Annotated in this window: 16 protein-coding genes and 1 pseudogene; 6 read left to right on the top strand and 11 right to left on the bottom strand. The window is 61.7% G+C overall.

Going from position 1 to position 19085, the window contains the following annotated elements; translation table 11 throughout:
- Positions 1 to 3: 3 nt before the first annotated feature.
- From AC1ROI_RS20905 to cpaB, 4 genes are read right to left on the bottom strand one after another with little or no spacing between them, the layout of a single operon-like run.
- The gene (locus AC1ROI_RS20905; protein ID WP_010463832.1) at positions 4 to 1284 is read right to left on the bottom strand and encodes a TadA family conjugal transfer-associated ATPase; all 1281 of its coding nucleotides are present in this window, start codon (positions 1282 to 1284) and stop codon (positions 4 to 6) included.
- The gene (locus AC1ROI_RS20900; protein WP_010463831.1) at positions 1281 to 2471 is read right to left on the bottom strand and encodes a CpaE/TadZ family protein; all 1191 of its coding nucleotides are present in this window, start codon (positions 2469 to 2471) and stop codon (positions 1281 to 1283) included. The genes AC1ROI_RS20905 and AC1ROI_RS20900 overlap by 4 nt, the downstream gene beginning before the upstream one ends.
- Positions 2468 to 3730, bottom strand: coding sequence for a type II and III secretion system protein family protein (locus tag AC1ROI_RS20895; protein ID WP_102595840.1), 1263 nt, complete (start codon positions 3728 to 3730; stop codon positions 2468 to 2470). The genes AC1ROI_RS20900 and AC1ROI_RS20895 overlap by 4 nt, the downstream gene beginning before the upstream one ends.
- Before the next feature lie 21 nt (positions 3731 to 3751).
- A complete protein-coding gene (gene cpaB, locus AC1ROI_RS20890) occupies positions 3752 to 4693 on the bottom strand; it encodes a Flp pilus assembly protein CpaB (protein WP_102595841.1) in 942 nt (313 codons plus the stop codon).
- A 326-nt stretch (positions 4694 to 5019) separates the two neighbouring features.
- On the opposite strand from cpaB, the gene AC1ROI_RS20885 reads away from it, so the two are divergent.
- Both AC1ROI_RS20885 and AC1ROI_RS20880 read left to right on the top strand, forming a co-directional pair.
- A complete protein-coding gene (locus AC1ROI_RS20885; RefSeq protein ID WP_102595842.1) occupies positions 5020 to 5232 on the top strand; it encodes a Flp family type IVb pilin in 213 nt (70 codons plus the stop codon).
- Between the two features lie 68 nt (positions 5233 to 5300).
- On the top strand, positions 5301 to 5711 hold the full coding sequence (locus tag AC1ROI_RS20880; RefSeq protein WP_010463827.1) for a response regulator: 411 nt from the start codon (positions 5301 to 5303) through the stop codon (positions 5709 to 5711).
- A gap of 107 nt (positions 5712 to 5818) precedes the next feature.
- Here AC1ROI_RS20880 and AC1ROI_RS20875 read toward each other — a convergent pair whose 3' ends face one another.
- On the bottom strand, positions 5819 to 6673 hold the full coding sequence (locus AC1ROI_RS20875; protein ID WP_102642682.1) for a MaoC family dehydratase: 855 nt from the start codon (positions 6671 to 6673) through the stop codon (positions 5819 to 5821).
- A 2-nt stretch (positions 6674 to 6675) separates the two neighbouring features.
- On the bottom strand, positions 6676 to 8028 hold the full coding sequence (locus AC1ROI_RS20870; RefSeq protein WP_102595221.1) for a 3-oxoacyl-ACP reductase: 1353 nt from the start codon (positions 8026 to 8028) through the stop codon (positions 6676 to 6678).
- Between the two features lie 222 nt (positions 8029 to 8250).
- On the opposite strand from AC1ROI_RS20870, the gene AC1ROI_RS20865 reads away from it, so the two are divergent.
- Positions 8251 to 9528 carry an acetyl-CoA C-acetyltransferase gene (locus AC1ROI_RS20865; RefSeq protein ID WP_083375122.1) on the top strand — a complete coding sequence of 426 codons (1278 nt, stop codon included), beginning with the start codon at positions 8251 to 8253 and terminating at the stop codon, positions 9526 to 9528.
- Here the strand turns inward: AC1ROI_RS20865 and AC1ROI_RS20860 are convergent.
- Entirely contained in the window at positions 9515 to 10543 is a 1029-nt protein-coding gene (locus AC1ROI_RS20860; RefSeq protein WP_102595220.1) for a bile acid:sodium symporter family protein, read from the bottom strand. The genes AC1ROI_RS20865 and AC1ROI_RS20860 overlap by 14 nt on opposite strands.
- A gap of 84 nt (positions 10544 to 10627) precedes the next feature.
- Between AC1ROI_RS20860 and AC1ROI_RS20855 the strand changes: the two genes are divergently transcribed.
- Positions 10628 to 11419, top strand: coding sequence for an AraC family transcriptional regulator (locus tag AC1ROI_RS20855; protein WP_077750211.1), 792 nt, complete (start codon positions 10628 to 10630; stop codon positions 11417 to 11419).
- Between the two features lie 165 nt (positions 11420 to 11584).
- Here AC1ROI_RS20855 and AC1ROI_RS20850 read toward each other — a convergent pair whose 3' ends face one another.
- Positions 11585 to 12313, bottom strand: a complete 729-nt coding sequence (locus tag AC1ROI_RS20850) for a methyl-accepting chemotaxis protein (RefSeq protein WP_370654461.1) — start codon at positions 12311 to 12313, stop codon at positions 11585 to 11587.
- A 129-nt stretch (positions 12314 to 12442) separates the two neighbouring features.
- Positions 12443 to 13375, bottom strand: a pseudogene (locus tag AC1ROI_RS20845) (cache domain-containing protein); the annotation flags it as partial.
- Positions 13376 to 13978: 603 nt separating this feature from the next.
- Between AC1ROI_RS20845 and AC1ROI_RS20840 the strand changes: the two are divergent.
- Positions 13979 to 14872 carry a PA4780 family RIO1-like protein kinase gene (locus tag AC1ROI_RS20840; protein WP_010463815.1) on the top strand — a complete coding sequence of 298 codons (894 nt, stop codon included), beginning with the start codon at positions 13979 to 13981 and terminating at the stop codon, positions 14870 to 14872.
- A gap of 136 nt (positions 14873 to 15008) precedes the next feature.
- Complete coding sequence (locus AC1ROI_RS20835; RefSeq protein WP_102595218.1) at positions 15009 to 16226, top strand: MFS transporter; 1218 nt, start codon at positions 15009 to 15011, stop codon at positions 16224 to 16226.
- Here the strand turns inward: AC1ROI_RS20835 and cueR are convergent.
- Together cueR and AC1ROI_RS20825 are read right to left on the bottom strand one after the other, a co-directional pair.
- Positions 16180 to 16593 carry a Cu(I)-responsive transcriptional regulator gene (cueR, locus tag AC1ROI_RS20830; RefSeq protein WP_010463810.1) on the bottom strand — a complete coding sequence of 138 codons (414 nt, stop codon included), beginning with the start codon at positions 16591 to 16593 and terminating at the stop codon, positions 16180 to 16182. The genes AC1ROI_RS20835 and cueR overlap by 47 nt on opposite strands.
- Positions 16590 to 18983, bottom strand: coding sequence for a heavy metal translocating P-type ATPase (locus AC1ROI_RS20825; RefSeq protein WP_010463808.1), 2394 nt, complete (start codon positions 18981 to 18983; stop codon positions 16590 to 16592). Before AC1ROI_RS20825 ends, cueR begins: the two co-directional genes overlap by 4 nt.
- Between the last annotated feature and the right edge of the window lie 102 nt (positions 18984 to 19085).

Below are 19085 nucleotides of genomic sequence, written 5' to 3'. Positions count from 1 at the left end.
GCCTCAGTACGGTGATGGCGGGAGCGCCGACTCGCGGCGCAGTTTATCGCCGGCCGGGTTGACGGCCTCGCGCAGAAACCCGAATCCGCTGCGCCGGTCGAGGCGGAACAGCGTATTGGTGACGTAGACATCGTCACGGACGCCCACCACCTCCACCACTTCACTGACGCAGCGTCGACCATCGGGCATGCGCGTCAACTGGATGATCACGTCCAGTGCCGCGCAGATCATTTGCCGCAAGGTCTTTTCGGCAATGACGCGACCGGTCAGGCCGACCAGGGTTTCCAGGCGCAGCAGCGCATCCTGGGCGTTGTTGGCGTGCACGGTGCTCATCGAACCGTCGTGGCCGGTGTTCATTGCGGTGAGCACGTCGAGCACTTCGACACCGCGAATTTCGCCGAGGATGATCCGGTCCGGGCGCATCCGCAGGGCGTTGCGGATCAAGTCGCTGGACTTCACTTCACCGTGGCCCTCGGCATTGGGAGGACGGGTTTCCAGGCGCACGACATGCGGGTGGCCGAGTTGCAATTCGGCGACGTCTTCGATGGTGACCAGCCGCTCGTGTGGGTTGATCAACTGGCTGAGAATATTCAACAGCGTGGTTTTACCGGTGCCGGTGCCGCCGCTGATCAAGACGTTGCAGCGCTTGCCCACGGCTTCCTGGAGGAAATCGAAGATCGGCTGATCGATGGTTTGCATCGTCACCAGGTCGTTGCTCTTGAGCATGTCCTTGCGAAATTTGCGAATCGACAGGCAGGGGCCGTCGAGGGCGATCGGTGGAATGATCGCGTTGACCCGGCTGCCATCCGGCAGGCGAGCATCGACCATCGGCGAAGACTCATCGAGCCGCCGACCCAGTGGTGCGAGAATCCGTTGCATGACGCGTTCGACGTGGTGCGCATCAATGAAGCGCAAGTCACTTTGATGCAGCACACCGTCGCGCTCGATGAATACCCGGTGCGGGCCGTTGACCAGGATCTCGGTCACCGCCGGATCGCGCAGCAGCACTTCAAGCGGACCGAAACCGGTGAGTTCGTCGACCAGTTCTTCGGCCAGTCGCTCCATTTCATAACGGGAAATCGCCAGGTGCAGTCGCGCAATGTACTCAGCCACTTTGTCGGTGACGAATTGCGACAGTACCTGGCGCGAACCCTCCAGCAGGTTTTTTCCGGACTCTTCGATGGCGTCGATGATGAAACGGTGCAACACCAGTTTCAGGCCTTCATGGTCGGCGTTGGCGCTCGAAGCGCGTTGCGGCGCACCGAACAGTTTTTCACTGCTCATTGCGCACCTCGAAGCCGGTTGAACCAACCGGTCCTGGGTTTGGCCAAGGCTTCGGAGCGCTTGGCCAGACATTCACCGAGGGCCCGCAGGCCTTGGCTCAGGCCTTCGCGAGGGGCTAGTTCGAACAGGCTGACGCCCTGATTCTTGGCGTTGAGCCGCACTTCCGGGCTGTAGGCGAGGGTGGCGATGATCTCCATGCCGAAACTTTTACCCAGGGTTTCCGAGTCCGGCGCGACGTGGCGCAAGTAGCGGTCGATGAGCAATCTGGCGTGGTCAAGCTTCATGCCTTTCTCCCGCCACAGATTCAGCAGCGCGAGGTTGCGGCGACAGTCGAGCACGTTCTGATCGGTGTACCAGAGCAGCTTGTCGCAATGGCTGATAAATGTGCGCAGTGCCTCGCTGTCCGGCTGGCCGGTGAGGTTCACCACAATGTGCTGGAAGTGTTGGCGCAGGGCGCTGAGCAGCATGTACAGCTCGGCGGCGCTGGTGTGTTCCAGCGGTTCGTCGTGACTGGCGTACGCCAGAATCCGCAGTCCGTCACCGTCGCTGGTGAACGCACTGTCGATCAGCGTTGCGTCCAGCCGCCGCAAATGGCGCAGGGCATCGCCGAAGTGAAACGAGCTCTCCAGGCCGAGCAGGGCCAGGCTGTCGCCGCGTGGCAGGCCGAGGTCGAGCAGCAAGGTTTGCTGTCCGCTCTTTTGCACCACCTGCGCCATATGGTTGGCGAGCAGCGCGCCGTCGGCACTGCTTTGCACGCCATATAGCACGGTCAAGCCACCCAGGTGGGTATTTGGAGCCACCGGTGGCAGGCGTTTACTGAGACGCCGCACCAGCCCCGCGACTTCGCTGGAGCGCGAGCCATACGCGACGAAATCCCGGGCGCCGGCCCGCATCGCGTTGAGCACGAGCTGGTTGTCCATGCCGTCGCCCAGCGCGACGATGGCCAGCATCGGTTTGGCTTCAAGTGCACCCTCAATCAAGGTGCTCTGCGCCACCACGTGTTCGCGATCCAGCCCCACGAACACCAGGCTGGCGAAGGTCACGTCGACCAGCGTCAGCAGTTCGTCGAGGCTGCCGCCACCGGCACTGACGACCTGGCCCAACGGGGCGAGGGCGCCTTGCAGCCATTCAAGGTCGGTGGGGTTGCGGGTGATTGCCAGGAAGGTCTGGCTCAGGTTCTGGCTCATTGCGATAACCCGCTGCGTTTATCGAAGTTGCCGTTTTCGAGGAAGTACATGCGATAGAAACCGGGGTCGTAGTTGCGCAGTTGTTCACCGGGCAGTGACGGTAATTTCGCGTTGGCCGCCAACGGCTGCACCAAGTGCGGCGTGACGATCATCAGCAGTTCGCGCTCCTCGCGCTTGATCGATGAACTGCGGAAAAACGCACCGAGTATCGGGATGTCGCCAAGACCGGGAAATTTGTCGACCTGCGAGGCGTTTTGCGTGCTGATCAAACCGCTGATGACGAAACTTTCGCCATCGGCCAGGGAGATGCTGGTGTCAGTACGGCGGATGGTGAGCGCCGGGACTGTGGTGCCGCCGATGGTGACGCCGTTGTTGTAATCCAGCTCACTGACTTCCGGTGCCACTTTCAGGGCGATGCGTTGGTTGCTGACGACGGTCGGTGTGAGTGTCAGGCGAATGCCGAATTCCTTGTATTCGATCGAGTAGCTGTTGCTGTTGGCGCTGGGCACCGGAATCGGGATTTCACCGCCGGCCAGAAAGCTCGCGCTCTGCCCGCTGATCGCCACCAGGCTCGGCCGCGCCAGGGTGTAGGCGAAGCCGCTGCCTTCCATGGCGTTGATGATGGCGAGGAAATTACCGCCGCCGGCGACGATGTTGTACATGTCGTTGGCCAGCGGAATGCTTGGCACGGCAATGCGTGGATCGATGTTGCGCAGCGGCAGCACACGCGGTGTGACTGCCGTATTGGGCACGGTGCCGGGTGAGCCGAACAGGAAGTTCGAGTTTTTACCGTAGATCGAGGTGCTGGCCTCTTTCAGTTTGGTCCGGCTGACCTCGACGAAGCGAATATCGGTCTGCACTTGCGACGCCAGCATCGGGTCTTCGGAGGGCATCGACGCCGCGCCGGTCATCGCTGCTGTGGCCCGGCCCTGAACGAACACCATGCTTTGGCGCGGTGTGCTGGCGCAGGCGGTCCAGACCATCAGGCTGGTGGCGCCCGGCGCCATGCCGGTGAGCAGAAACGCCTGATTGCCGTTGACGCGCACGTCGGCGATTTTCGGATCGCCCACGGCCAGTCGCGTGATCGCTACCGGCGATTGCAGTTCCTGCTGCAACCCTTCACCGACTTCCAGCACCGCCGGCAGGGGCCCTAATGCAGAGCAATTGCCCGCGGCGGCGAATGTCATGTCGAGCGGTTGAGCGCCCAGCAAGGAGACACAGAGCAGGCCTTGGAACATGGACATGGAACGTCTGCGCATTTAAAGGCGTCCTTGCTCGACTCAGGGGGTTTGTTGGGAGACTTGGTTGCCGCGAATGACTTCCACGCCTGATTTGCGCGGTGCCGTGCTGCCGAGGGTAAGTGCTTTGGGGGGGCCGACGAGGGCCAGTTGGCTGAACTGCACCAGGTCGCGATCAGCCCGGGCAAGGTGGGCGTTTGAATCGTTTTCGCCGGCCCAATATTGCGCCAGGCGTTTCTCTTCGGCACTGCGCACGGCCAGGCGCAGCACCCCGGCCTGGGTCGCCAGCATCAGCCGGCTCAGCAGCGACTCGGGCACGGCGAGCACCACCGAACGGGCGTTGGTGCGCTGTGGGTCCTGCTTGAGTTGTTCTTCGTTGCTGCGCACCGGTTTGGCCGGGCGCCCATCGTTGGTCAGTCCCAGTTGTTCGCCGACGCCGAGCACCCGCAACGCGGGGATGACGACCTGAGCCGACGGCTGAACGTTGTTGGCGTCTGCACGCAGAAACAGCATCACGTCGACATAATCGCCAGGGCTCAGTTGCCCGCCGGCATTGATCACTTCATCCACCGCGACGGCGAGCGCACGTTCATCGGGCCGGATCATTCGCGACAATGCACTGCCGGCTTCGAAGCTTTCAGCGTTGAGCCAGGTGCCTGCGGTCAGTGCGCGCCACGGCGTGCGACCAATGGCCTGATCGAGTCTGGTCAGACTGCCGGCCGGGGCGGTGCGCAGTTTTTCCAGGGTCACGTCGGCGGCGGTGATTTGAACGAAGGGCGCCACATCGCGCAGCAGCACGACAACGGGTTGGCGGGTGGGATCGTCTACCGGCGCAGGTGCCGGGACAGGTGCGGTGGCGACAGCGTTCGGCGGGGTGACGGGGTCGGGGGCCGGTTGTCGACTCAGTGTCAGCCCCCAATAACCGGCAATGATGGCACCCACCAGAAAAAAACCGGCCAGACCCATGGTGACTCGGCTGTTCATCACGGCTCTCCCTTTCCTGCTGCTTGATGACTCGTAAGGTCCAACGAGATAACTTCGCAATCAGGCAGCTTTGACCTTCTAACTATTTCGCTATTTGACGTTAGCGCAGGTAGATCAAAATGCCATTACTCCTTGGAAAATATCTAACGAAAGTAAGAGGCTATCGTGCCAAACCTGGTTTTTTGGCGTCGATTGGCCGGTTAATACTTAAGTATTAATTCGTTCTTACAGTTGTTGGTAAGCGGAATGCCGACAATGCTGATGCTGGCACAGGGGAATCATGTTGCGGCCATGCAACACCCGGCACCCTCCAAGGAGAAAACGTCATGTCCCTCACTCAGTTTGTTCAGCGGCTGAAGTCTGAAGTCGTCTTCTACATCAACCTGGCGAAAGACACCGAAGGGGCTTCGGGTATTGAGTACGCCATTATCGCGGGGATGGCGGCGGTCGCGCTGGCAGCCTTCATGACGCCGATCTCGGGTTCGATTACTTCGATCTTCAACAGTATCAAGGCGGTACTGCCGGCGGCGGCTTCTTGATCGTTGCCGTTTGCCAACGGGCCTGAGTGGTTCTAACGTCAGCGCTTAGTCCAACGCAGGAAAACCCTATGAACGCTCTCGCATTCCCACGCCAACAACTCCTTCTGGTCGATGACGAGGAGGATGCGTTGCTGGAACTGGCGGAGCTGCTTGAGGGCGAGGGCTTCAATTGCTTTACCGCAACCTCGGTCAAACTCGCCCTGAATCATTTGACCCGCCATCCCGATATCGCCCTGGTGATCACTGATCTGCGCATGCCGGAGGAAAGCGGCATGTCGCTGATCAAACGGCTGCGCGAGCACACCTCCCGCCAACATTTACCCGTGATCGTGACATCCGGCCATGCAGACATGGAGGATGTCAGCGACATGCTACGCTTGCAGGTGCTCGACCTGTTCCGCAAGCCGATCTATCACGTGCGGTTGCTGGAGACGCTCAATAACCTGTTTCCGCAGCCAAGCGCGCACTTCAATCACTGAACCAGCCCTTTTCGCGAGCAGGCTCACTGCCTCAGACGACTCGCAAACGCGGTCCCCTGCAGGCGTGAACCTGCTCGCGACGGCGATTTCACAGATGATCAACCGGTTCAGGCAATCGGCCGCCAATGTCCCACCATATGTTCAAGATCCCCCGCCCCCAGCAGCTGAAAGTCCCCACTGGACCCCGCCGCGCTGGCCAGCAACGTCACCTCACTCGGCAACCGCACCGGTTTCCTGAACTGCACCGCCATCTCGACATTCGCCGAGGGCAGATGCTCACTCAACGCTGCCAATGTCCGGGCCTTGTTCCACAACCCATGAGCAATGGCCGTCGGAAAACCAAACAGCTTGGCGCTCGCGGCACTCAGGTGAATCGGGTTGTAGTCCCCGGATACTTTTGCGTACTGCCGGCCGATGTCCGCCGGCGCATTCCAGCGAGCCACTTGCGTCATCTCCAGGGTTGATGCCAACACGTCCTCGACCGGTTCGCCTTCGAGCTTGACCCCGCGGCACAGCATCTGGCTTTCAGCTTCCCATAACGGCCCCAACTGATCGTCAAGCGACGTCACCAGATCGAACGTCGCACCCTTGGCATGGGGTTGCAGGTTCTGCACCTGCACGCTGACCCGAACGCGGTTGACCCCACCCATGGGGCGCAATACACGAATGCGATTGCTCAGGTGAATCAGCCCCAGCAGCGGGAACGGAAAGTCCTTGGCCGTGAGCAATTGCATCTGCAAGGCAAACGCCAGGATGTGTGGATAGGTCGGCGGCAGCAAACCGTTATCGGCAAAACCACAGACCTTGCGATACGCCGCCAGGCGTTTCGGATCGACCTCGAGCCAGCAGCGCAATCCCGTGTCGGGCAACGTGGTGCCGGTGATTTTGCGCCGTGTTGCCGCCTTCACGTACAGCCCCGTCAGGCTCGGTTCGCGGTTGAGGGTGTGCCAATCGGTGATCATGTTCATGCCCCCAGGACGCTTTGGCCGCAGACTCGCAACGCTTGCCCGGTGAACGCGCCGGTCCCCGGCTGAGCAAGCCACGCGACGGCTTCGGCAACGTCTTGTGGCAGGCCGCCCTGGCCCAAAGAACTCATACGTCGCCCGGCCTCACGGATGCCAAACGGCAGGTGCGCGGTCATCTGGGTTTCGATGAACCCCGGCGCCACCGCATTGATGCTGATGCCGCGTTGACTCAGCAGCGGCGCCCAGGCCTGGGCCAGACCGATCAGCCCGGCCTTGCTCGCCGCGTAATTGGTCTGCCCGCGATTGCCGGCGATGCCGCTGATGGACGCCAACAGAATCACCCGCCCGTTGTCATGCAAGGCGCCGCTGTCAAGCAGGGCCTTGGTCAGCACTTGCGGCGCGTTGAGGTTGACGGCGAGCACCGCGTCCCAGAATTCGGGGGTCATGTTGGCCAGGGTTTTGTCGCGGGTGATGCCGGCATTGTGGACCACGATGTCGACGCCGTCGGGCAGCAGTTCGATCAGCTGCGCGGCGGCGTCTTCGGCGCAGATGTCCAGGGTGATGCTGCGCCCGCCGAGGCGCGCAGCGAGTGCATCGAGGTCGGTTTTGGCCACAGGTACGTCAAGCAGGATGACCTCGGCACCGTCACGGGCCAGGGTTTCGGCGATGGAAGCGCCAATGCCGCGCGCGGCACCCGTGACCAGCGCCTTGCGCCCGGCCAGTGGGCGAGTCCAGTCCGACACCTGCGTATCGCAAGCCTTCAAACGAACCACCTGGCCTGACACAAACGCACTTTTGGGCGAGAGGAAAAACCGTAGAGGCCCTTCGAGTTGATCCTCGGCGCCGTCACCGACATAGACCAGCTGCAAGGTGCCGCCGCTGCGCAATTCCTTGGCCAGCGAGCGACTGAAACCTTCCAACGCACGCTGTGCGCTGGCGGCGAACGGGTCGGTCAACGTCTCTGGCGCACGCCCCAGAATCACCAGGTGCGCGCTGTGATCGAGGTTCTTGATCAGCGGCTGGAAGAACTCGCGCAGCTGTTTGAGCTGATCGGTCTGCACTAGGTTACTGGCGTCGAACACCACGGCTTTGAGCTTGGGGCCGTGGCCGGGAATCCACGCGGTGGCCAGCGAGGGGTCAGTGCCGTAGCTGTAGATCGCATCGGTCAGGCGATTGGCAAAAGCGCTGACTTTCTCTGTCAGCGGGCCGCCGCCAATCAACAGCGCCCCCTCGACAGGCCGCAGTCGGCCTGCTTGCCACCGCTCCAGGCGTACCGGAGACGGCAGTCCCATGGCCCCGACCAGACGATGGCCGATGGAGGAATTGGCGAAGTCGATATAACGGTCAGACATGGAACGCACTCCGGCAGCTGGGGTTCAAAGTGTGGACCACGAATGGCAATCAGTCGTTCGATCCACGATATAAGGCCTACGCTTGAACAGTGTAGGAGCGAAGCTTGCTCGCGAAGACGATGTTTCATTCAGAGGAGATATTGAATGTGCCGGCGCCTTCGCGAGCAAGCTTCGCTCCTGCAGGGCAGGTGTTTACATCTGATTTTTTGACAGGAGCTTTTCATGACCCAGCTGCGCCGCGTCGCGATTATTGGCGGTAACCGAATCCCCTTCGCCCGCTCCAATGGGCCTTACGCCACCGCCAGTAACCAGGCGATGCTCACCGCAGCGCTCGAAGGCCTGATCGAACGCTACAACCTGCATGGCCTGCGGATCGGCGAAGTGGTCGCGGGGGCGGTCCTCAAGCTGTCCCGAGACATGAACCTGACGCGCGAGTGTGTGCTCGGTTCACGGTTGTCCCCCGGCACCCCGGCCTATGACATTCAGCAGGCGTGCGGCACGGGCCTTGAAGCGGCGTTGCTGGTGGCGAACAAGATTGCCCTGGGACAGATCGAGTGCGGCATTGCCGGTGGCGTCGATACCACCTCGGATGCGCCGATCGGTGTCAGTGAAGGTTTGCGCAGGGTGCTGTTGCAAGCCAATCGCGCCAAGACCACCGGCGACAAACTGAAAACCTTTCTGCAGCTGCGTCCCCGGGACTTGATACCGGAGTTCCCGCGCAACGGCGAACCGCGCACCGGTTTGTCCATGGGCCAGCACTGCGAGTTGATGGCCCAGACCTGGAACATCCCCCGCGAAGAACAGGATCAGCTGGCGCTGGAGAGCCATCGGAACCTGGCCGCGTCCTACGCCGAAGGCTGGCACAACGACCTGATGACACCGTTCCTCGGCCTGACCCGCGACAACAACCTGCGCCCGGACCTGACCCTGGAAAAACTCGCTTCGCTGAAACCGGCCTTCGAGAAAAGCGCCAAGGGCACGATGACGGCGGGCAACTCCACGCCGCTCACCGATGGCGCGTCGCTGGTACTGCTGGGCAGTGAAGAATGGGCGAAGGAACGAGGCTTGCCGATCCTCGCCTATTTGCGTGACGGCGAGGCCGCGGCAGTGGATTTCGTCAACGGCGCCGAAGGGCTGTTGATGGCGCCGGTGTACGCGGTGCCCCGTTTGCTGGCGCGCAATGGCCTGACCTTGCAGGACTTCGATTACTACGAAATCCACGAAGCCTTCGCCGCGCAGGTGCTCTGCACGTTGAAGGCCTGGGAAGATCCGGAGTATTGCAAAACCCGTCTCGGCCTCGATGCGCCGCTGGGCTCCATCGACCGCAGCCGCCTCAACGTCAAAGGCAGTTCACTGGCGGCCGGGCATCCGTTTGCCGCGACCGGCGGGCGCATCGTCGCCAACCTGGCGAAGTTGCTCGACGCGGCGGGCAAGGGCCGAGGCTTGATCTCGATCTGCGCCGCTGGCGGCCAAGGGGTGACGGCGATTATCGAGCGCTGATCAGTTCGGCGTTCTGCTGCGCAATGCGTTCACGGTTGCGGTTGGCGTAGCTCTCGGCCATCACCGAGCAGACGATCAACTGCAACGGGTGATAAATCATGATCGGCAGCAGAATCAGGCCCAGGCCAGGGTTGGCGCCGAAGATCAGCGCCGCCATCGGCGCACCGGCCGCGAGGGATTTTTTGCTGGCGCAGAACACCGCAGCGATCTCATCCGCCGGGCTGAATTTCAGTGCGCGAGCGGTGCGGGTAGTCATCCACAGGATGACCGCCAGCAGCATCACGCTGCCGATCAGTGCGCTGAGAATTACGCCGTTGCCCTGTTGCTGCCACATCCCCGAGACCATCGAGTTGCAGAACGCCGAGTACACCAGCAACAGAATCACCAGCTTGTCGACGATGTTGGTGTAGCGCTTGTGGCGGGCAAAGAACTTGCCGAACATCGGCCGCAACAGTTGGCCGAGCACCAGCGGCACCAGCAACATGGCGCAGAGGTCGAGCAGCGTCGAGCCCAGATCGATGCCGCCAGCACCGCTGCCGACCACCAGACTCACCAGCAACGGCGTCAGGAAAATCCCCAGCACGCTGGACAGGCTCGCATTGAGTATCGCCGCCGGCACGTTGCCGCCCGCGCTGCCAGTCAGGGCCACAGACGACGAGATGGTCGACGGCAGGGCGCAGAGGTAGAAGAAGCCAAGCATCAACAGCGAAGGCACGTGCGAACCCAGCAGCTTGTCGCTCAGCAACCAGATCAGCGGGAACACCATGAAGGTGAAACCCTGGACCATCACGTGCAGCTTCCAGTTCTTCAGGCCATGGCTGATCTGCTCGCTGGAGAGGTTGACCCCGTGCAGGAAGAACACGAGGAACACGCCGATGTTGATCACATATTCCGCGTGCATCCCGCCACCCGTGGCGCCGAAGACCGGGAAGAAATACGCCAGCAGCGTGGCGATCAGCATGCCGCACAAGAACCAGTCGGTGACCACGCGTTTGAGGTGTTTGAAGGCATGCATAACGGCCACCGAATACATTTGTAAGAATTGATGACTTAGCCTAACGTCGGCCCTATCTGCCGTCTTGCGACATAAGGCCAATCAATGCCGGCTAACGGACAACTTTCCCTCGAACGGGCCATTCCGACGCTGAAGGCGCTACCGCGTCCGCTGTTCGCTCGGGCGGAAAGTCTGAATGCCGGGTCGTGGACGCCACCTCATCGCCACGATTGGGTGCAGTTTTCCTACGCCATCAGCGGCGTTCTCGGCGTGCACACGGCTGAGGGCAGTTTCTTTGCGCCGCCGCAGTGGGGGATCTGGATTCCGGCGGACCTCGAACACCAGGTGGTGACCTCGATGCGCGCCGAAATGCGCAGCCTTTACGTGCGCCGCGAGGACTGTGAGTGGGCCGATGGGCGTTGTCGGGTGCTGGAAGTCACGCCGCTGGCCCGGGAGCTGATCAAGCGTTTTTGCTTGCTGCCGGTGGAGTATCCGCAGGGCGACAGCCAGGAAACGCGGCTGGTGAATGTGCTGCTGGATCAGTTGGCAAATCTGCCGGAGGTGGGGTTTTCCCTGCCGTTGCCGCGTCATGAACGGCTGCTCGGGTTGTGCAATGAGCTGATCGAACGTCCGGAGCTCAGTGTGACGTTGCAGGAATGGGCGCAACGCCTGGGCACCTCGGAGAAGACGCTGATGCGCTTGTTCCAGCGCGAAACCGGGCTGAGCTTTCGCGGGTGGCGACAGCGAGTGCGGTTGCTGTCGTCGCTGAGTTTGCTGGAGGAGGGCGACAGCGTGACCCATGCCGCGCTGTCTTGTGGGTATGACTCGACGTCGGCGTTTATTGCGGCGTTCAAGGGGTTGTTCGGCTTCACACCCGGTGAATTGTTCAAACAGTAATTGTGGCGAGGGAGCTTGCTCCCGCTGGAGCGCGAAGCGGTCCCAATTCAGTAAACACGCTGTATCAGGTATTCCGTGTTTACCGGTTTGCGACCGCTTCGCGGCCGAGCGGGAGCAAGCTCCCTCGCCACAGGTATCGGTTTTCGACCCGTTAGATCAGCGACCTCAGGTCCTGAAGCGGCGAACCAACCCGTCCAGTTCATTCGACAGCCCGGCCAGGCTCTGCGAGTCCAGGCGCGCCGAGTTCGCCAGTTCTGCCACCAACTGCGCGTCGCCATGGATCTGGCTGATGTGCCGGTTGATGTCTTCGGCCACCTGATGCTGTTCTTCCGCCGCCGTGGCGATCTGCGTGTTCATGTCGCGAATCACATCCACCGACTCACGAATCAGCCCGAAACTGCTGCGCGCTTCACCGATGCGGGTCACCGATTGTTGCGACACTTCCAGGCTCGCATGCATCTGTTGAGTCACTTGGCTGGTGCGCTTGGCCAGGTTGCCCAGCAAGCCATCGATTTCCGCCGTGGAATCCGCCGTGCGTTTGGCCAGTGCCCGGACTTCATCCGCCACCACTGCAAACCCGCGACCTTGCTCACCGGCCCGCGCAGCCTCGATGGCGGCGTTCAGGGCCAGCAGGTTGGTCTGTTCGGCAATCGAGCGAATGGTCCCCAGGATCGACTGGATGTCGTTGCTGTCGCGTTCGAGCTGTTGCATCGACTGCGCCGACTGTTCGATTTCCTGGCTCAGGCGATCAACGCTGGTCACGGCCGCATCAATCTGTTGCTGACCTTGACGCGCCTGGCGCTGGCCACTGTCGGCGGATTCTGCCGCCTGGCTGCATGAGCGCGCGACTTCGTTGGCGGTGGCGACCATTTCATGGAACGCCGTGGACACCATGTCCACCGCCTCACGCTGGCGCCCGGCGGCTTCAGCCATGTCGCTGGAAACCTGGGTCGAGCTTTTGGAGGTGGCGAGGATCTTGGTCGCGGCACCGCCGATGCTTTGGATCAGGTTACGAATCGCCGTCAGGAACTGATTGAACCAGTTGGCCAGTTGCGCGGTTTCGTCGCTGCCACGGATTTCCAGGTTTTTGGTCAGGTCGCCTTCACCTTGGGCGATGCCTTCCAGGCCGCTGGCGACGCTGCGGATCGGTCGCACGATGACACTGGCGAAACTGGCGCCAATGATGGCGAAGAACACTGCCAGAACGGCGGCGATGATTGCGATCAGCCAAGTCAGTTGAGTCGCGGAGCTCATCACATCGTTTTGCTTGATCAGGCCGATAAAGGTCCAGCCCAGTTGCTCCGACGGCCAGACGTTGGCCATGTAGCGTTCGCCGTTCAACTCGACTTCCACCAGGCCTTTGCCGGCCTTGGCCAGTTGCGCATAACCTTCGCCGAGGCTGCTCAGGGCTTTGAAGTTGTGTTCCGGTTGTTTCGGATCGACCAGCACGGTGCCGGTGTTTTCCAGCAGCATCAGGTAGCCGGTTTCACCCAGTTTGATCTGCTTGACGATCTCGGTGAGCTGCTTGAGCGTCACGTCGATACTGACCACGCCGCCGTTGGTGCCCAATTGGTTGTCGATGGTGCGCACGGTGCTGACGTAGGTCGCATCGTCCTGGGCCCAGTAATAGGCCTCGGTGCGAAATGGTTTGCCCGGCTTGGCCTGGGCCGCCTTGTACCAGGGGCGCTGGCGCGGGTCGTAATTGTTCAGCTTCGCGTCGTCCGGCCAGGACACGTAACCGCCCGCCGCAGTGCCGAGGATGGCATAGGCGTAGGACGGATGGCTGTTGCCCAGGTCCTGCAGGAGGCTGAAGACCTTTTTGTCCATCTCGCCTTGGGGAATGCTCTCGGCGTTGGCGCTCATGTAGGTCTTGAGGCTGTCGTCGGAGTTCTTGATCAGCGGTTGTCTGGCCAGGTAGTCGACGTTCTGGCTGATGCCGTCGAAGAACAATTGCATGGCGTTGCTGACCTGACGAATTTCACGACCACTGCCGTCGACGAAATTCTCCTTGGCGTCACTGCGCAAATTCAGCACCACGAGGGTGGCGACCAGCACCACGGGCAGGCAGGCGATGATTGCAAACGCCCAGGTCAACTTCTGTTTGATGTTCATCCGCGCTCCAGATTTTTCTTGTAGGCCCACGCAGTGCAGATGACTCGCGGATTATTGGCAGCCGTAAACGTATTTGATCAACCCGGATCCCTGAGCGCGCCATCGTTTTTGTGGTCGGAACGATTGTCGGACAAATCACTCTGTCACTGAGGACTTCGGCTGAATTAATGGGAAATTGAGGCTTGGTGAGAAATATCCTACGAAGGGTGTGAATTAAGGTGTCAGCTTCTGTCGCAAATGCCCTCGCACCCCTTCGCCACACAGGGGTGCAGGCTCAGCTATGATCTCGGGCGGCCGATGACGACCGAAAGGAGTTGGCCGATTAATTCGGCACATTGTGTGCATCACGACGTTCATAGGTCGGCAACCCCTCCCCCGAACGAGTGGATTGCCGTATAACGAATGACTTTCGCGTGTTTGGTAATAAAGGACCCACAATAAAAGCTGATGAAGACTCCAAAACGCATTGAACCCCTGATCGAGGACGGTCTGGTCGACGAGGTGCTGCGCCCACTCATGAGTGGTAAAGAAGCAGCTGTTTATGTGGTGCGCTGCGGTAACGAGCTACGTTGCGCGAAGGTCTACAAGGAGGCGAATAAACGCAGTTTCCGTCAGGCGGCCGAATATCAGGAAGGCCGCAAGGTGCGCAACAGCCGCCAGGCTCGAGCGATGGCCAAAGGCTCGAAATTCGGCAAGAAAGAAACCGAAGACGCCTGGCAGAACGCCGAAGTGGCGGCGCTGTTCCGTCTGGCCGGTGCCGGTGTTCGGGTGCCCAAACCGTATGACTTCCTCGAAGGCGTACTGCTCATGGAGCTGGTGGCCGACGAGTACGGCGATGCCGCGCCGCGTCTGAACGACGTGGTGCTGGAGCCGGACCAGGCGCGCGAATATCACGCGTTCCTGATTTCGCAGATCGTGCTGATGCTGTGTACCGGTCTGGTGCACGGTGACCTGTCCGAGTTCAACGTGCTGTTGACTCCGACGGGCCCGGTGATCATCGACTTGCCGCAAGCGGTAGACGCGGCGGGCAACAACCACGCGTTCAGCATGCTGGAGCGGGACGTGGGCAACATGGCGTCTTACTTCGGCCGGTTTGCGCCAGAGTTGAAAAAGACCAAATACGCCAAGGAAATGTGGGCGCTGTACGAAGCCGGCACCTTGCACCCGGCCAGCGTGTTGACGGGCGAGTTCGACGAACCGGAAGAATTGGCCGACGTCGGCGGTGTCATACGCGAAATCGAGGCGGCACGCCTGGATGAAGAGCGTAAACAGGCGGTGCGCGCGGCAGATGACGCGCCACCGGGCAAAACCGAAGAACCGCCTCCACCGTGGATGCAGTGATCGGTTGACGAAAACCCGGCTTCGGCCGGGTTTTTTGTAAATGCTGATCCCTAAACACTGGAGATCATTTGTGGGAGTGAGCCTGCTCGCGCCTACAGTGGATGTTCCCTGCGACTCCCACACTCAAGGACTGAATGTGAACCCCTCCACCCGCAATGCCCAACTGATCATCGCGGCCCGTCTGGTCTCGGACTTCGGCGCCTTTCTCAACATGGTCGCCCTGGCCACTTACGTCTACCTGCTCAGCAACAGCGCCATGAGCGTTGGCATTTTCCTCGCCAGCCGGGTGGGCGGAGGGGTTTTCGCCAGCTTGATCGGCACCTCGTTCTATCGCCGCTGGGCCGGGCGCATGCCGCTGATTGCCTTTGATTTGCTGCGCGCAGGGTTGTTGGGCCTGTTGCTGGTGCTGCCGGTCGCCCAGCAAGCGCTGCTTTTACCGTTGATCGCGTTCGGCCTGGGGTTCGGCAACTCAATGTTCGCCATCGGCCTCAACAGCCAGTTGCCGCACCTGATCGAAGGCGAGCACTTGCTCAAGACCAACGCCTGGATCACCTCGGCCTCGTCGGCGGCCATGGTCGGTGGGAGCCTGGTGGCAGGACTGTTGGTGGCGGCCTTCGGCTTTGAAACGGTGTTCGCATTGAACGTGGTCACTTATCTGCTGGCCGCGTTGTTCATCCTGCCGTTGCGGTTTTCCCGACCAGCCCCCGATCCCGAACCAACCCAGCCTCGTAGTGAGTGGCACGCCTTGCGCCAAGGCTTGCGCAGTACGCCCGTGGTGTCCGCGATGCTCGCCGTCACCATGGCCGACACCTTGGGCAGCGCGGCGCACAACGTCGGCTTTCCGATCATTTCCCGGCTACTGACGCCCGAGTCGGCCAGCACCACGCTGGGCCTGATGCTGGCCGTCTGGGCGTGCGGAAAGCTGATCGGCGCGCGAATCGCCAGTCGCCTGAAAGGGTCGGACAATGCACACCTGGAGCGGCGATTTTTCTTCGGGGTATTGCTGATGTCCTGCGGTTTTATCCTGATGTTCCAGCAGCAGACCCTCTACGGTTTGCTGTTGTTCTCGTTACCGGCCGGATTGGGTGACGGCTTCTCTGAGGTCGGCCTGATGTCGCGTCTGCAACGTGAACCGGACAGCCTGCGCCTGCCGATCTTCAGCTTGCTGACACTGCTGCAAATGACCGGTTTCGGGGTCGGCATGTTGATCGCCGCGCCGTTCTATTCGTGGTGGACGCCGGGGGCCGTAGTGCTGCTGTTCCACGGCGTTCCCCTGACCACGTTGCTGGTGGTGAAGGTGCTCGCGATCAGGGGCGAACGGGTGACGCGCAGCAGCCCGACTCCAGGTTCTTGAGGATCGGACAATCGGGACGATGGTCGCCCTGACAGTGTTCGACCAGGTCCTGCAGGGTGTCGCGCAACTGACCCAGCTCGCGGATCTTCTGGTTCAGCTCGTCGATGTGCTGGCGGGCCAGGGCTTTCACGTCGGCGCTGGCCCGTTGGCGGTCCTGCCAGAGGGTCAGCAACTTTCCCACTTCTTCCAGCGAAAACCCCAAGTCCCGGGAGCGTTTGATGAACGCCAGCGTGTGCAGGTCATCGTCGCCATAAATGCGGTAGCCGCTGTCGGTGCGGTGGGCGGCCTTCAGCAAGCCGATGGACTCGTAATAACGAATCATCTTCGCGCTCAGGCCGCTGTGCCGCGCTGCTTGGCCGATGTTCATCGATTGTCCTCCAGGTCCTTGGGTTTCCAGGTTTTCAACAGTAACGCATTGCTCACCACGCTGACGCTGGACAGCGCCATCGCCGCGCCGGCCAGCACCGGGTTGAGGAAGCCGAACGCTGCCAGCGGAATGCCGATCAGGTTATAGACGAACGCCCAGAACAGGTTTTGCCGGATCTTTGCGTAGGTCTTGCGGCTGATTTCCAGCGCGGCGGGCACCAGTCGGGGATCGCCGCGCATCAGGGTGATGCCGGCCGCGTGCATGGCAACGTCGGTGCCACCGCCCATGGCGATGCCGATGTCGGCGGCCGCCAGGGCCGGGGCGTCGTTGATGCCGTCGCCGACCATCGCCACCACGCCGGTTTTTTTCAGTTCGGCGACGGTGGCGGCTTTGTCTGCCGGCAAGACTTCGGCGTGGACATTGGTAATGCCCAGCGCTTCGGCAACCACTTTGGCACTGCCGCGGTTGTCGCCGGTCAGCAAGTGGCTGCTGATGTGGCGTGCGCTGAGCTGTTGCACAGCGTGCAGCGCGCCGGGTTTGAGGGTGTCCCCAAACGCGATCAGGCCCAGTACCTTTGGCTCGGGGCTTTGTTCGATCAACCAGGAGAGGGTGCGGCCTTCGGTTTCCCACGCGGTTGCGGAGTCGGCCAGATCCCCTGCGCTCAAACCGCTTTCTTCCAGCAGCCTGCGATTACCCAAGGCCAAACGACGGCTGTCGAGCGTGCCGGCGATGCCGCGACCGGTCAGCGATTGACTGTCGCTGACGTCGGCCACGGTCAAAACCCGTTCGGCGCAGGCGTCCAGAACCGCCTTGGCCAGCGGGTGTTCACTGCCGCGTTGCAGGGCGCCGGCCATTTGCAGCAGGGCGGCTTCGTCACCGTTAGTGGCACTCAGATGAGCGATTCGCGGCGAACCCGAGGTCAGCGTGCCGGTCTTGTCGAACACTACGGCGCTGACTTCATGAGCGCGTTCGAGCGCTTCGGCGTCCTTGATCAGAATCCCATAGCGGGCCGCGACGCCGGTGCCGGCCATGATCGCGGTCGGCGTGGCCAGCCCGAGTGCGCAAGGGCAAGCGATGACCAGCACGGCGACGGCGTTGATCAACGCGGTTTCAATCGGCGCGCCGTACAACCACCAGCCAATCAGCGTCGCCAACGCGATCAACAGAACGGTAGGCACAAATACCTGACTGACTTTATCCACCAGCTTCTGAATCGGCGCTTTGGCGGCCTGGGCGTCTTCGACCAGACGGATGATCCGCGCCAGCACGGTTTCCGCCCCCAACGCTTGAGTGCGAACCAGCAACCGGCCTTCGCCATTGATGGCACCCCCCGTGACCTTGTCACCGGGCTGCTTGGGCACCGGCAGGCTTTCGCCGCTGATCAGCGCTTCGTCGGCGTGGCTCTGGCCTTCGACCACTTCACCGTCCACCGGGAAGCGTTCGCCGGGTTTGACCATGACCAGGTCGTTGAGGCGCAAGGCGCTGATGGCAACGTCCTGCTCGCGGCCGTCGATCACCTGAATGGCGCGTTCCGGGCGCAAGGCTTCGAGGGCGCGGATGGCGCTGGCGGTCTGGCGCTTGGCACGGCTTTCCAGGTATTTGCCCAGCAACACCAAGGCAATCACCACCGCCGAGGCTTCGAAATATAGATGAGGCATGCGCCCGGCCGCCGTGGCCCATTCATAAAGACTCAAGCCATAGCCGGCGCTGGTTCCGAGGGCGACCAGCAAATCCATGTTGCCAGCCCCGGCGCGCACGGCTTTCCAGGCGGCCACATAAAAACGTGCGCCGAAAATGAACTGCACCGGCGTGGCCAGCGCGAATTGCACCCAGGCCGGGAGCATCCAGTGCACGCCAAACGGTTGCAGGAGCATTGGCAACACCAGCGGCAGGGCGAGGGCGATCGCCATGATCAACGCCCAGCGCTCACGGTGCAGGCGCTGCTGTTGCTGATCGGTTTGCGGGTGTTCGACTTCCCAGACGCTGGCGCTGTAACCGGCTTTGGTGACCGCGGCGATCAGGGTTTGCGGATCGATATGTCCGAGCAGTTCCAGATGCGCCCGTTCGTTCGCCAGGTTGACGCTGACGCTTTTCACCCCGGGCACTTTGGCCAGCGCCCGTTCGACGCGGCCGACGCAGGAAGCGCAGGTCATGCCGTCGATGCTCAACTCCAGACTTTGCTGCGGCACGCTGTAGCCGGCCTGCTGCACCGCGTCGATCAAGGCCGGCAGGCTGTCGCCGGGCGCCTGGACCCGCGCCTGCTCGGTGGCGAGGTTGACGCTGACGGCAGAAGCGCCGATGACTTTGCTCAAGGCACGCTCGACACGCCCCGCGCAACTGGCGCAGGTCATGCCGGCAATCGGCAGATCGAACGTAGTGGATTCGGACATCGGTCGCGCTCCCTGTAGAAGATGTCTACAGGATCAACCTTGCCATGCTGGCAAGGTCAAGCGCCATGTCTCAGATCAAAAGACCTGTCGTTCCCACGCTCT

This window comes from Pseudomonas sp. GW823-FHT02C02 (genome assembly GCF_058797635.1).
The sequence above is the reverse complement of the archived record's forward strand: the minus strand, read 5'-3'. Positions and strand labels throughout refer to the sequence as shown.

Excerpts from the sequence above, each read along its gene's own strand:
- AC1ROI_RS20850 (WP_370654461.1), bottom strand. The coding sequence starts at position 12,313 with ATGGTGTCCACGGCGTTCCATGAAATGGTCGCCACCGCCAACGAAGTC.
- cueR (WP_010463810.1), bottom strand. The coding sequence starts at position 16,593 with ATGAACATCGGCCAAGCAGCGCGGCACAGCGGCCTGAGCGCGAAGATG.
- cpaB (WP_102595841.1), bottom strand. The coding sequence starts at position 4,693 with ATGAACAGCCGAGTCACCATGGGTCTGGCCGGTTTTTTTCTGGTGGGT.
- AC1ROI_RS20825 (WP_010463808.1), bottom strand. The coding sequence starts at position 18,983 with ATGTCCGAATCCACTACGTTCGATCTGCCGATTGCCGGCATGACCTGC.
- AC1ROI_RS20895 (WP_102595840.1), bottom strand. The coding sequence starts at position 3,730 with ATGCGCAGACGTTCCATGTCCATGTTCCAAGGCCTGCTCTGTGTCTCC.
- AC1ROI_RS20870 (WP_102595221.1), bottom strand. The coding sequence starts at position 8,028 with ATGTCTGACCGTTATATCGACTTCGCCAATTCCTCCATCGGCCATCGT.
- AC1ROI_RS20880 (WP_010463827.1), top strand. The coding sequence starts at position 5,301 with ATGAACGCTCTCGCATTCCCACGCCAACAACTCCTTCTGGTCGATGAC.
- AC1ROI_RS20855 (WP_077750211.1), top strand. The coding sequence starts at position 10,628 with ATGCCGGCTAACGGACAACTTTCCCTCGAACGGGCCATTCCGACGCTG.
- AC1ROI_RS20860 (WP_102595220.1), bottom strand. The coding sequence starts at position 10,543 with ATGCATGCCTTCAAACACCTCAAACGCGTGGTCACCGACTGGTTCTTG.
- AC1ROI_RS20865 (WP_083375122.1), top strand. The coding sequence starts at position 8,251 with ATGACCCAGCTGCGCCGCGTCGCGATTATTGGCGGTAACCGAATCCCC.
- AC1ROI_RS20905 (WP_010463832.1), bottom strand. The coding sequence starts at position 1,284 with ATGAGCAGTGAAAAACTGTTCGGTGCGCCGCAACGCGCTTCGAGCGCC.
- AC1ROI_RS20885 (WP_102595842.1), top strand. The coding sequence starts at position 5,020 with ATGTCCCTCACTCAGTTTGTTCAGCGGCTGAAGTCTGAAGTCGTCTTC.
- AC1ROI_RS20840 (WP_010463815.1), top strand. The coding sequence starts at position 13,979 with ATGAAGACTCCAAAACGCATTGAACCCCTGATCGAGGACGGTCTGGTC.
- AC1ROI_RS20900 (WP_010463831.1), bottom strand. The coding sequence starts at position 2,471 with ATGAGCCAGAACCTGAGCCAGACCTTCCTGGCAATCACCCGCAACCCC.
- AC1ROI_RS20875 (WP_102642682.1), bottom strand. The coding sequence starts at position 6,673 with ATGATCACCGATTGGCACACCCTCAACCGCGAACCGAGCCTGACGGGG.